This window comes from Photobacterium piscicola (assembly GCF_900166965.1).
GTDB lineage: Bacteria > Pseudomonadota > Gammaproteobacteria > Enterobacterales > Vibrionaceae > Photobacterium > Photobacterium piscicola.
This window is the reverse complement of sequence record NZ_FUZI01000010.1, coordinates 18,547-30,634: the sequence shown is the minus strand read 5'-3', so window position 1 is coordinate 30,634 and position 12,088 is coordinate 18,547. Positions and strand designations below refer to the sequence as shown.

Genomic DNA, 12,088 nt, shown 5'->3' with positions numbered 1-12,088 from the left:
CAATCACCATCGCAGCTAACTTATTATTGTGGCTGATGTTGTTGTGGTGCGTCTTTTGGCATGTAAAGTGGGCCACTTTGGCCACAGCCAGCTAAAATTAACGATCCTAAGACCAAAATTGCTAATAAACCTTTATGCATAATTCAAAGCCAGTGATTATCCGTCCAATGACCTCTATAATCGCACCAAGAACAAGAAAAGCAATAGGACGCAATAGGATGAATGATACTGAATTCCACCAACTGGCCGATCTCGCTCTAATGCAGATCGAAGAAGGCATCGATGAATCCGGTGTTGATATTGAACCAGAAACCACTGGCAACGTGCTTACACTTGAATTTGCCAACCGTAGTCAAATTGTGATTAACCGCCAAGAACCATTACACGAACTATGGTTAGCTTCAAAATCAGGTGGTTACCACTTTAAATACACTGGTAATGAATGGCGTTGTACTCGTAGCAATACCGAATTATTTGCGCTATTAAAACAAGAATGCAGCTTACATGCAGGTGAGACTGTCACTTGGTAATACGCTTTTGTTGCATTACAGCCATAAAAAAAGCCTTCAATAATGAAGGCTTTTTTTTCGATACAGTACAAACAATAAGATTAATTAAAGCTAATGCCATTATTTGTCGATTCAGTATTATCCTGACGGCGAGACACTTGGCCACTCTTAAACGGCAATACTTGTAGCTCACCTTTGTCGTTATGTGCGATATCGTAAAACTGAGGTAAATTAAAGTTAATAAAATTAGCACTATAACTAAAACGATCTTGCGATGAGGTATAAAAACGGTTTACACCATGCACCATCTCATCTTTATTGCCATTGCATTGGCGATACACTTCCATTTGATTGGTTTCATCTAAAATGTAGATATTAAAACCTTGCTCACAATCTTCAAAAAAGAACTGAATCAACCCTTCACTGGCATAAGCATCAACAATTTCCGGTGGATGCGGCTCATCGGTTTTACCCATCACCACTTTAGGAATATCACTGACTTTATTCGATGAAATACAGCTATAAAAATCGACTGAATTTTCCAATCGCTGTACAGAAACACCACGGCGTTCAAAGAACAAACCATAGGTTTCATCAGCCATATGCACCGCTTTAAAACGACGTCGTTTTTCTTCTTCAACGGGTTTTAAGCGCATTTCAATACACTCAGCCACCAATTGATAGACCACGTTACGAATTAACCCCCGCATATGTTTGCTATAGCAGAACACATCAATCGCTTCTGGTGGAATCGCATCGTGGTGCATTTTACCGAGCATGGTTTTCAACGCATCCAGCATCGCATAATTACCACTGAAATTTAGGGTTCGTACTTCATTCCACGAATTACGGTAAACCAAATCAACACTGCCAACTAAACATTTCTGTTCTGGTCCATAACTAAAAATATCAGTGGTTTTAAAATCAAACCGTACCGATCGATTTTTCAGTTCCGTCGTTGGGTCGTTTTCTAAATTAACAAACAACCCTAATTGACGAATCTCACACGGGCTTGATAATGCTTGTAAACCTGGATGTGGACGACGAATTGGAAAGGTATTACGAATATCACTCACCAATTGATACAGCTTATCCAAATCCATATCAGCATTACGTGCCACGGTGTGCAAATGGGTCGATTCTGTTAGCAAACCATTAAAATAGCTCCACGCGACTAATTTCGATAAGTAGCGGTTATGCTCTAATGATGGCTGGCCTAAAATATATTTAGCTTCTATCGGCTGCTTATATAAATACCAACCCGCAGTATTGGTTCGCCCTTCAGGAACTTGAATAAAACTCAGATCAGGCTCATGTAAATCCGGTGATATTTGTGGATTTAATAAGGTCACTTTTCCAGGCAGAACCTCAAACGCAGCATATAATTTACGCGCCAGAATACTGATATCTTCAGGGCTAATCGCCGAAGTAATATCATTGCGCCGAGCAAAACGAATCAGATTTCGATAACTGAGCATCAATGCATCAAGTAATTCATTATGCGCTTGCTTAACTTGGGTGACTTTCCAATTACGGCGATTATCAAGCGCCGCAACAACCTCTGTCGACCACTGCCATTGCTCGGTTAAATGCTGTAATGCCTGTCGACGCCACTCCACAGAACCTGACGTCGGTTTACGGGTTAATTTCTCATGGGTTTTAAGATAGAAACAGCGACGAACTAAATCGAGTCGACGATGATCATCAATACGCTCTAAATAACGGGTCACTTTTTCAAGCATCAAATAATAAGCATCCATACAGTATTCACTGCGATCTTCGGCAAAGAAACGGCGCTTACCATCAAGGCTTAATAATTGTGTATGCGGGTATTCCCATGAATAGGCTTCAAGCAAAATCGCTTTTAATACCGATTTATAGGGCGAGTCGATACTTTTGTAGAGCTGCCATAAACTAGAACCAAAATATTCTTCGGCAGGAATACGCATCAAGCCACCAAAATCAATCCATTGGTCACGCTCAATATAGCCTTTCGCAACTAGATCATCGATATATTGGTCATAGCACTCTTCCATCTCTGGTGGCACCATAAACCATAATAAAGGTAAACCTGCTAGACATACTGCAGAACGGTAGAATTCATCAAGAAGTAATAAATGCTGACTTGAGCCACAGTTTTCACCTGTCATGGCTTCAGAAAAATTGTCGCGGAAACGGTTTTCGTCGATCAAAAAGAAGTTAGCTTCAACCCCTTGTTCCATCGCCCATTTAGAAACCAAGCTACATTTACTGTCGAGTGCTTCTCGGCTTTGACAGTTTAATGAGGTGGGAATGCACACCCAAATGTCAAGATCGCTGGTGAGACTTTGCCCCATAGAAGAAGTACTACCCATGGCATAAAGGCCGGTAATTGGGCAGTCAGCATCAGCAACCACGATCGGATCCACGGGCATCAGTGTCGCGCGTGCACAATCATTAATAAATTGCTGTTGCACGTCAGTGGCGACAAAATGCGCAATTCCCTGCGGTACTTGTTGATCAAGATACCCGGGCAAGGCTGGGTGGTTATAATGTAATAAGACAGGCAACAGATCAAAAATCTGTACCGACGGTTCACTCATGGCCAACCGCGCACGTTCAATGCGAAGCTCAGTCAGTGAGTCCAGTCTACCTTTTAGCGTCTTGATATAATTTTGCAAATTACTCTTCCAAGAGCTAGCAGTGTTAGTGCGGCCCGCAGTTTGACATTAATAGCGTAAATTTTATTCAAAATGAGAAAAAAACGTGATCAATGTATCATTTTTAATACCTACGGTAAAGATAATGCCATGCATGGCCAATAACAACTGTCTATGATTCATCCATAATAGTAAGACGTTAAATCGTCTCAGTAACGAACAACCAATACTGAAGCTGTAATTAGTAACTGAGCAACGACTTATTGCGATAAATATCACATTTTCTCGTCCCATTAGCTACACAATAACGCTTGGAATCAGGAACCGCAATACACGAATTATCATCCATGCTTAGGTAGTGGTACGATACTCGACAGAAAAAATAATAACCTTGGTTAACGGACCCTCTTTACTATGATGACAACTCAACCGATTCGCATTGCGACACGTAAAAGCCCATTAGCTATGTGGCAAGCAGAATTTGTCAAAGCTGAACTAGAACAAGCTCATCCTGGGCTCGTTGTTGAGCTATTACCAATGGTAACAAAAGGCGACATTATTTTAGATACGCCTTTAGCAAAAGTGGGGGGTAAAGGCCTCTTTGTCAAAGAACTTGAAATCGCAATGCTAGAAGGTCGCGCGGATATCGCGGTGCACTCAATGAAAGATGTACCCGTGGAGTTCCCCGAAGGTCTTGGCTTAGTGACTATCTGTAAGCGCGAAGATCCACGTGATGCTTTTGTATCAAACAACTACGATTCAATTGATGATTTACCCCAAGGTGCGATTGTTGGTACCTCCAGCTTACGCCGCCAGTGTCAGCTTCGATCTCAACGTCCCGATTTAATCGTTAACGATTTGCGCGGTAACGTGAATACTCGTTTACGTAAGCTTGATGAAGGCCAATATGACGCCATCATTTTAGCAACTGCTGGCCTAAAACGCCTGAAAATGAATGATCGTATTCGCTGTGAAATTGCCCCTGAAACTAGCCTCCCAGCAGTCGGTCAAGGCGCAGTAGGTATTGAGTGTCGCTTGGATGACCAACGCGTACGCCAACTGCTTGCACCACTCAATCATCAACCAACAGCAACGCGCGTTTTATGTGAGCGAGCGATGAATAATCGCCTTCAAGGTGGTTGCCAAGTGCCTATTGGTAGCTATGCCGAATTACAAGACGACACAATTTGGTTACGTGCACTTGTCGGAGAACCTGATGGTAGCATCATTGTTCGTGCTGAAATTAGCGGCCCAATTGAAAATGCAGAACAATTAGGTCTAACCTTAGCGGATGAATTGTTAGCTAACGGTGCTAAAGAGATCCTTGATCGCTTATACGGTAACGCCTAATGACCGTGCTGATCACCCGTCCTGCACCAGAATGCGATCAATTGGCCGCACAACTTAATCAAGTGGCGATCAGCGCTATTGCTCAACCTTTGCTTGAGGTTCAGCAAGGAAAATATATAAATAAATTAATAGAACAAATTCAACAACTGCAACCAGGTGACTACATCATCGCAGTTAGCTATCATGCGGTGCGCTTTGCGACTGATTACTTGACATCACAAGGTGCAGAATGGCCAAAAAACATGCATTATATAGCCGTTGGCGATAAGACCGCGGCAGCGTTAGCACAAGCCTGCCAGCAACCCGTGAGTTCACCACAAGGTCAGCATGATAGTGAAGCACTATTAGCCTTACCTGAACTTGCGAATATTCGTCAACGCCGAGTCTTAATCTTACGAGGCAATGGTGGCCGCGAATTAATCTATCAAGCATTAACCGCTCGTCAGGCCCAAGTCAGTTATTGCGAAACTTATCAACGCAACTGGCTGACTCTCGATGCAACACGATTAGCTCAACAGTGGCAACAACAGCAAATTCACGCTCTAGTTGTCACAAGCAGTGAACAATTAATATACTTAACGGGATTAATTCCAACTGAAGATTTGGCTTGGCTTTATAATTGCCACCTTTTCGTACCAAGTCGACGAATCGCAGACCAAGCATCGACACTTGGCTACAAACATATTTCCACCGTGGGAAGCGCCGCTAATCAGGCGTTATTCACGTTCCTAAAAAGCAACGTAAGCTAATGGAATAATTAGGATGACAGACAAAAAAATCAACACAAACCAAACAGCAGCGCCAGTAACTAAAGACAAGCCTGCTGTTAATGCCTCAAAAAATAGTACTTCAAACTCGACCAAAGCAGCGCCTACGGCCGCTAAACAAAAAAAATCAGGCAGTAAAACGGGTTGGGTTGCTATCGCATTAGTATTAGCACTAGGCGGTGGTCTTTACTACCACGGCCACCAGCAAGGTTTACAACAACAGCAGCAAGTTGCCGCCTTACAACAACAAATTGCGACCATGAAAGCTGCAATGCAAGCTGACCAACAGCAAACCATTTCAATGGTCAATAACGAGCTTAGCACTGCCCAGCAGAAAGTTGAGCAAGGCATTAGCCAACAGCAAAAATCGATTGATTCAATTCAAACAGCCATTGCAGATTTAAAAGGCCAAGAGCCTAACGATTGGCTATTAGCTGAAGCCGATTATTTAGTTAAAATGGCAGGCCGTAAACTATGGCTAGAGCATGACGTTACCAGCGCTACACTATTACTTGAAGCCGCTGATCACCGCATTGCAGAACTCAATGATCCAAGCCTTAAAAATCTGCGCCAGGCAATGAGTAATGATATTACTGCGTTAAAATCAATCACGGTGGTTGATCGTGATGGCATCGTATTGCGTCTTAACAGCCTTGAAAATAGCATTGATAGCTTACCGTTAGCCAATGCCGTATTAGCTAAAGCAGAACCACAGCAAAATCCAACCGTTAGCCAATCGGTTAATGATTGGAAAAACAATTTAATGACCTCACTTAAAAACTTTAGTGAAAATTTCATTACTTACCGTAAGCGTGATGGCAGTGTTGTACCGTTACTATCACCGCAACAAGATTTCTACCTGCAGCAAAATATCACCAACAAACTTGAGACAGCTATCGCCGCAGTATATCGCGACCAAGGCCAAGTTTACCGTGATTCAATTGCAACGGCGATCAAGTGGTCACAACAGTACTACGACTTGTCATCACCAAAAACACAAAGCTTCATTGCTGGTCTACAACAACTAGAACAACAAAATGTTGCCGTTGATTACCCAGCTAAATTGCAATCACAAGCTTTGATCACCCAACTCGTGAATAAAGTGTTACGCAATAAAATGACCGCCCTTAGCGAACCTGTTGCCGCAAAAGCAGCACCAGCGGCAGTTAAAAATGCTGCACCTGCGGTGAAGAAAGTGGTTGAGAAACAAATCCAACAAGCAACCGCAGCTGAAAACACAGCAACCGATAACAAAGCGGTAGTGACTTACACCACTAAAGAGGAGACTAAATAATGGTTAAATTGTTGTTATTGGTCATCGCTCTGATTGCCGGTATCATTGTCAGCCCTGATCTTGCAGGCCACCAAGGTTATGTATTGATCTCGTTTGCCAATCAAACCATTGAAATGAGTTTAACAACACTGATTATCGTTGCGATTGCCATCGTTGCGATTTTCTTTGTACTTGAATTTATTTTACGTCGCTTGTTTTCTTTTGGTAGCTCAACCCGTGGTTGGTTCAGCGGTCGCCAAGTTCGCAATGCACGTCGCAATACCGCAGAAGGCCTATTGAAAGTTGCCGAAGGTGATTGGAAAGCAGCTGAAAAAATGCTGTCTAAATCAGCAAAATTTAGCGATGCGCCAATTCTAAACTACTTAGCTGCTGCAGAAGCTGCACAAGGACTGGGTAAAACTCAACAGCGAGATCAATACTTACAACTCGCAGCTGAGCAAGATACTGAAAGCCTTGCTGTCGCACTGACTCGCGCTAAGCTTCAAATTCGTCAACAACAATTTGAACAGGCCCTTGCAACATTGCAAGATGTACAGCCAACTAGCCCGCGTAATCCAATGATACTAAGCCTACTAAAGCAGTGTTACTTGCAATTAGAAGATTGGAAAGCACTGCAAGTATTGCTACCCCAATTGACTAAAGCAGATGTCATCACTGCCGCAGAAGCTGCTCAACTCGACGTGCAAGCGCAATGTGGTCAAATGCACCATCTTAGCCAACAAAATGGCAGTGATGGTTTAATGGGTTACTGGAACAGCCTCAACCGTAAAGACAAACACAATCCAGCGCTAGTCGCGTGCTTTGTTAAACAGATGATGGTTCGCCATGCTGATGCAGATGCCTTCCCTATCTTGCGTGATGCTGTTAAGAAAAACCCTGAGCAGGCGCTAATTAGCTTAATGCCACAATTAACACTGCCAGATCGTCACCCAGCCATTGTGAGCCTACAAGATTTATTAGCCAACAACGGTAATAATCCAACCCTACAAAGTGCATTGGGACAGATGTTAATGGCTGATCAACAATGGCAACCGGCTAAAGAGCACCTAGAAAAAGCGATCGCGTTACGTCCAGACGTCACCGATTATGCTCATCTGGTAGCGACGCTTGAGCAACTTGGCGATAAACAAGCTGCCGCTGAAGTTTCTCGTCAAGCACTGCAATTAGCAAAACCTGATCAAGCTTAAATTTTAAATCTGAAAAAAGCGCCTTAGTGGCGCTTTTTTTTCGTCTGGATAACAGTTTTAGCATTAACATGTTTCTATATGTAAACAGCCATTACAAGGTATATCTACCCCATTGCTCCCAACCAACAAACACGATTCAATAGCCACTCTACCCTTTTTATTTAACATTTGGATAACTGTTATGGATATGCTTCCTTGGATCATTGTTTCAGGTATTGTTGTGTCTGTGATTGTTGGCGTTATGATGGCTGTATTAATTAAACACGCTGATTAATAAACAAATACTAATAAAAAAGCCTCCCTAGGGAGGCTTTTTTATTGGTGATCATAATGCAGTGAACGCTAAATCAGGATGTTAACCCAAGCGTTTGCTTTGTTTTACGTAATTGCTTATCAAACTTCTTCACCGCTTTAGCCGCTTTTTTTAAGAGTTTATTTTTTTTCTTAGCTAATTTTTTCAATTTTTCCGTTTGTTCTAACAACCTATCGGGCTGTTCAAGCACCTCAGCTTGTTCAACAATGGTTACCATCTCAATTCGACTTTGCCCCACCGCAGTTGGCATCGGTAATTGGTGCACATTGATCGTATCAGAAGTCGGCGCAGTTGAGGCCGCCAACGTCATCATCGGCGTGGGTGTTGGCATTGGTGTCAATGTTGCGGCTGTTGCTGATACCGTATTGGTTAAACGGCTCGGTTTACATAAATAGTTTTTATCACTCGCCACACGGGTGCAACTCGCGCAAATAAATGTTGGTTCACTGACTATCTTAGTGATCGTCGCAAATTGATCGGCAATTTCAGCACGACGATACTTACATAAAGATTTAACCATCAACAGACCCTCACTCAAATAACCAGTTCCACGAACATTAAACGATAATGATTCGTAATTCCAGCATAGAGTGTGCGCTTGAAGCTTAAATTTGTAAATTTTTATTTTGGCTCGTCATTATTCTTCATGCTCGCTTTCACATAAATATCAAAGCGGTTTTTCTTGGTTTCAATCGCCATCGATGGCTTCGCATTTGCTAAAAATTCAGCATAGTCAGGACGTTTAACCACAATCCGTTTAGTGGCTAATGCATACGCTGGCGCAAATAACTCATCAGCATCTAAATCTGCACCCACCAAGGTTTGAAAAACGCGCATTTCTTTTTTCACCAATGCCGATTTCTTTTTATGCGGGTACATCGGATCTAAATAAATCACCTCAGGAGCAACAAAATCTTTATCCGCCGCCAATTGCAACAATGCATCTTGGCTTGATGCATGTAATAACTGCATCCGCTCACTGACCCAATGACCAATTTCAGGATCCGCTTTCGCACGGGCTAAGCCATCATCAAGTAAAGCTGCGACCACCGGATGACGCTCCACTAATTGCACCTTACAACCCAACGACGCGAGCACAAACGCATCGCGGCCTAAACCGGCAGTAGCATCTAATACCGTTGGGGTTAACCCATTTTTTAGTCCCACCGCTTTCGCAATAGCTTGCCCACGACCACCACCGAATTTACGACGGTGTGCTACCGCGCCACTGGCTAAATCGACAAATACAGCACCAAGTTTAGGTTCATCTAACTTACGCAGCTCTAATTGGTTAGCGGTTAACACTAACGCAAAACAGCTGTGCTCATCATGCGTCAATCCCCAGCGGGCGGCGAGTTGATCTAATTCAGACTGACGTTGAGGAACTTCACAAAGTAAGGCTAGTTGCACTGCATTCTCCGATATCAAACAATATCTATCTCACCCATTATTGGAGATAGAAGCTTTAGGCGGCGAATTATAGCACTACAAATCACGCTTGGCTCTGGTATCACAACCTAACATAAGGATAAGATAGACCATGGTCTTAAGTAGCGAATAACTTACCTCGCTGAAAAGGAATTGTGATGAATATAGCTGTTCGCATCGATGATTTAGATCGCGACATTCTTAACGCGTTAATGACGGATGCGCGAGTGCCTTATGCTGAAATGGCGAAACGTTTTAACGTCAGCCCTGCAACTGTCCATGTGCGGGTTGAAAAAATGCGGGCCTCCAACATTATTACCGGGACCGAGGTAATCGTTAACCCAAAATTATTAGGTTATGACGTATGCTGCTTTATTGGTATCAACCTTTATGCTGCGCGTGATTACCACTCAGCGCTTGAAAAACTCAATCAGCTCGATGAGGTTGTCGAAGCGTATTACACCACAGGCGCTTACAATATTTTTGTTAAATTGATGTGTCACTCAATTGAAGAACTGCAGCATGTATTGATCAATAAGCTGCAAGCCATTGAAGAAGTACAATCAACAGAAACCTTAATTTCACTGCAAAATCCGATCAATCGAAATGTAAAGCCATAGTGAAAATTTGCCATAAAAAAAGCGAGCCTTAGCTCGCTTTTTATCACGTTCAATAAACGTTATTTTTTCAAATTTAATCCGCGCTCAGCGCCTTCTGCCGCCAACCATTCTGCGACTGTTTTCGCAAAATAGGTCAACACGCCATCAGCACCTGCACGTTTAAAGCACATTAGTGATTCCATCACTGTTTCACGCTCTTTAAGCCAACCATTTTGGAAAGCAGCCATGTGCATCGCATATTCGCCAGACACTTGGTAAGCATACGTTGGCACTTGTAGCTCTGATTTCACACGACGTACCACATCTAAATACGGCATTCCCGGCTTCACCATCACCATATCAGCACCTTCGCTGATATCCATTGCCACTTCATGCAACGCTTCATCACTGTTAGCAGGATCCATCTGGTAGGTTTTTTTATCCCCCCCTTTAAGATTGCTGCTTGATCCTACTGCATCACGAAACGGGCCATAGTAATTTGACGCATATTTAGCTGAGTAAGCCATAATTTGCGTATTAATATGACCCGCTTGTTCCAATGCTTCACGGATTGCGCCAATACGACCATCCATCATATCAGAAGGAGCAACAACATCAGCCCCGGCTTCAGCATGAGATAACGCTTGTTTGATCAAAATCTCAGTGGTGATGTCATTAAGCACATAACCTTCATCATCAATGATGCCATCTTGACCATGAACCGTGAACGGATCTAAAGCGACATCGGTAATCACACCCAGCTCTGGTACATGCGCTTTTAATGCACGAACCGCAGTTTGCACTAAACCGTCAACGTTATATGCTTCTTCAGCTAATTCAGATTTAAACGGTTGTGATACCACTGGAAATAACGCAATTGCAGGCACACCAAGACTGGCGATATACGCTGCTTCTTCTAACAATAAATCAATTGATAAACGCTCAATACCCGGCATTGAAGCGACACTTTCACGACGATTAGTGCCTTCAAGTACAAACATTGGGTAAATAAGATCATTAACTGATAACTGGTTTTCCGCCATCAAACGACGACTAAAATCATGCTTACGGACTCGACGCATACGACGTCCGGGAAACGCACCTTGAATAGATACTGACACGGTAAACTCCTTACAGATTAATGAATATTGATAATATCACTCACACCACCAAGGTGGGATTAAATTGCAAAAAAAGCTTGGCTGACTTGGTAAGAATTATTGACAACATCTATGGCTGATTCACCACGACACTCACCAATAACGGCAGCAATATGGGGTAAATACAACGGTTCATTACGGCTCGATTTAGGCTTAGGACGATAATCACGCGGTAATAAATAAGGACTATCAGTTTCAATCATTAACCGTTGGCTTGGAATATGTTTCACAATTTGGCGCAGCTCAGTGCCTCGGCGTTCATCACAGATCCAACCGGTAATACCAATATGTAAATCAAGTGCTAAACAATCAGTGAGTTCTTGCTGTGAGCCGGTAAAACAATGCACAACTGCTGCGGGTAATTTATCGCGCCATGGTTTTAAAATAGCTAAAAAACGCTCATGAGCATCACGACAATGCATAAACACGGGTAAGTTAAGCTCTGCAGCTAACGCCAGTTGGGCTTCAAACACCGCTTCTTGTTGCGGACGTGGTGAAAAATCACGATTAAAATCCAACCCACACTCACCAATGGCAACCACCTGTGACAGTTGTGCTAAAGCACGAATCTGAGGTAAAGCGAAATCTGTTACCGATTTTGCATCATGAGGATGAACGCCTGCAGTGCTATAACAATAATCAGGCCACTGCTGAGCCAGTTGCTGAGCGGCAATACTTTCTTCAATGCTGGTACCGGTAATAACCAGTCCTTTTACTCCAACTGCTTGCGCGCGAGTAATAACATCGGCGCGATCTTTATCAAAGCGGCTGTTGGTCAGATTAATACCAATATCTATCATTTTTTTCCATTCTTTGATGAACTCGTCTTTACCTCAGTATAT

General features: G+C 42.9%; 12 protein-coding genes. 6 read left to right on the top strand and 6 right to left on the bottom strand.

Features of this window, described 5'->3' with window-relative positions; genetic code table 11:
- Nucleotides 1–23: 23 nt before the first annotated feature.
- Nucleotides 24–140 (bottom strand): LPS translocon maturation chaperone LptM, encoded by a 117-nt coding sequence (gene lptM, locus CZ809_RS17540; protein WP_080158834.1) that lies wholly within the window; start codon nucleotides 138–140, stop codon nucleotides 24–26.
- A 78-nt stretch (nucleotides 141–218) separates the two neighbouring features.
- Here lptM and cyaY point away from each other — a divergent pair, with 78 nt between their 5' ends.
- A complete protein-coding gene (gene cyaY, locus CZ809_RS17535; RefSeq protein WP_080158833.1) occupies nucleotides 219–530 on the top strand; it encodes an iron donor protein CyaY in 312 nt (103 codons plus the stop codon).
- An 80-nt stretch (nucleotides 531–610) separates the two neighbouring features.
- On the opposite strand, the gene CZ809_RS17530 is transcribed toward cyaY, so the two are convergent.
- Entirely contained in the window at nucleotides 611–3,169 is a 2,559-nt protein-coding gene (locus CZ809_RS17530; protein WP_080158832.1) for a class I adenylate cyclase, read from the bottom strand.
- Nucleotides 3,170–3,565: 396 nt separating this feature from the next.
- On the opposite strand from CZ809_RS17530, the gene hemC reads away from it, so the two are divergent.
- From hemC to CZ809_RS17510, 4 genes are read left to right on the top strand one after another with little or no spacing between them, the layout of a single operon-like run.
- Nucleotides 3,566–4,498, top strand: coding sequence for a hydroxymethylbilane synthase (gene hemC, locus CZ809_RS17525; RefSeq protein WP_080158894.1), 933 nt, complete (start codon nucleotides 3,566–3,568; stop codon nucleotides 4,496–4,498).
- Entirely contained in the window at nucleotides 4,498–5,247 is a 750-nt protein-coding gene (locus CZ809_RS17520) for a uroporphyrinogen-III synthase (protein ID WP_080158831.1), read from the top strand. The genes hemC and CZ809_RS17520 overlap by 1 nt, the downstream gene beginning before the upstream one ends.
- 13 nt (nucleotides 5,248–5,260) lie before the next feature.
- Complete coding sequence (gene hemX / locus CZ809_RS17515) at nucleotides 5,261–6,559, top strand: uroporphyrinogen-III C-methyltransferase (protein ID WP_080158830.1); 1,299 nt, start codon at nucleotides 5,261–5,263, stop codon at nucleotides 6,557–6,559.
- Nucleotides 6,559–7,746 carry a heme biosynthesis HemY N-terminal domain-containing protein gene (locus CZ809_RS17510; RefSeq protein ID WP_080158829.1) on the top strand — a complete coding sequence of 396 codons (1,188 nt, stop codon included), beginning with the start codon at nucleotides 6,559–6,561 and terminating at the stop codon, nucleotides 7,744–7,746. The genes hemX and CZ809_RS17510 overlap by 1 nt, the downstream gene beginning before the upstream one ends.
- A 347-nt stretch (nucleotides 7,747–8,093) precedes the next feature.
- Here the strand turns inward: CZ809_RS17510 and CZ809_RS17505 are convergent, their stop codons facing one another.
- Together CZ809_RS17505 and CZ809_RS17500 are read right to left on the bottom strand one after the other, a co-directional pair.
- Nucleotides 8,094–8,579: a hypothetical protein gene (locus CZ809_RS17505; protein ID WP_080158828.1), complete on the bottom strand. Its 486-nt coding sequence runs from the start codon at nucleotides 8,577–8,579 to the stop codon at nucleotides 8,094–8,096.
- 101 nt (nucleotides 8,580–8,680) lie between these two features.
- Nucleotides 8,681–9,469: a class I SAM-dependent methyltransferase gene (locus CZ809_RS17500; RefSeq protein ID WP_080158827.1), complete on the bottom strand. Its 789-nt coding sequence runs from the start codon at nucleotides 9,467–9,469 to the stop codon at nucleotides 8,681–8,683.
- Nucleotides 9,470–9,645: 176 nt separating this feature from the next.
- Here CZ809_RS17500 and asnC point away from each other — a divergent pair, with 176 nt between their 5' ends.
- Nucleotides 9,646–10,107 (top strand): transcriptional regulator AsnC, encoded by a 462-nt coding sequence (gene asnC, locus CZ809_RS17495; RefSeq protein ID WP_080158826.1) that lies wholly within the window; start codon nucleotides 9,646–9,648, stop codon nucleotides 10,105–10,107.
- 59 nt (nucleotides 10,108–10,166) lie between these two features.
- On the opposite strand, the gene hemB is transcribed toward asnC, so the two are convergent.
- Nucleotides 10,167–11,207 carry a porphobilinogen synthase gene (hemB, locus tag CZ809_RS17490; protein WP_080158825.1) on the bottom strand — a complete coding sequence of 347 codons (1,041 nt, stop codon included), beginning with the start codon at nucleotides 11,205–11,207 and terminating at the stop codon, nucleotides 10,167–10,169.
- 59 nt (nucleotides 11,208–11,266) lie between these two features.
- Nucleotides 11,267–12,046, bottom strand: coding sequence for a TatD family hydrolase (locus tag CZ809_RS17485; RefSeq protein WP_080158824.1), 780 nt, complete (start codon nucleotides 12,044–12,046; stop codon nucleotides 11,267–11,269).
- Nucleotides 12,047–12,088 lie beyond the last annotated feature (42 nt).

What these genes read in the sequence shown, in the direction of transcription:
- lptM (WP_080158834.1), bottom strand. Translation starts at nt 140, where the DNA reads ATGCATAAAGGTTTATTAGCAATTTTGGTCTTAGGATCGTTAATTTTA.
- cyaY (WP_080158833.1), top strand. Translation starts at nt 219, where the DNA reads ATGAATGATACTGAATTCCACCAACTGGCCGATCTCGCTCTAATGCAG.
- hemC (WP_080158894.1), top strand. Translation starts at nt 3,566, where the DNA reads ATGACAACTCAACCGATTCGCATTGCGACACGTAAAAGCCCATTAGCT.
- CZ809_RS17520 (WP_080158831.1), top strand. Translation starts at nt 4,498, where the DNA reads ATGACCGTGCTGATCACCCGTCCTGCACCAGAATGCGATCAATTGGCC.
- hemX (WP_080158830.1), top strand. Translation starts at nt 5,261, where the DNA reads ATGACAGACAAAAAAATCAACACAAACCAAACAGCAGCGCCAGTAACT.
- CZ809_RS17510 (WP_080158829.1), top strand. Translation starts at nt 6,559, where the DNA reads ATGGTTAAATTGTTGTTATTGGTCATCGCTCTGATTGCCGGTATCATT.
- CZ809_RS17505 (WP_080158828.1), bottom strand. Translation starts at nt 8,579, where the DNA reads ATGGTTAAATCTTTATGTAAGTATCGTCGTGCTGAAATTGCCGATCAA.
- asnC (WP_080158826.1), top strand. Translation starts at nt 9,646, where the DNA reads ATGAATATAGCTGTTCGCATCGATGATTTAGATCGCGACATTCTTAAC.
- CZ809_RS17485 (WP_080158824.1), bottom strand. Translation starts at nt 12,046, where the DNA reads ATGATAGATATTGGTATTAATCTGACCAACAGCCGCTTTGATAAAGAT.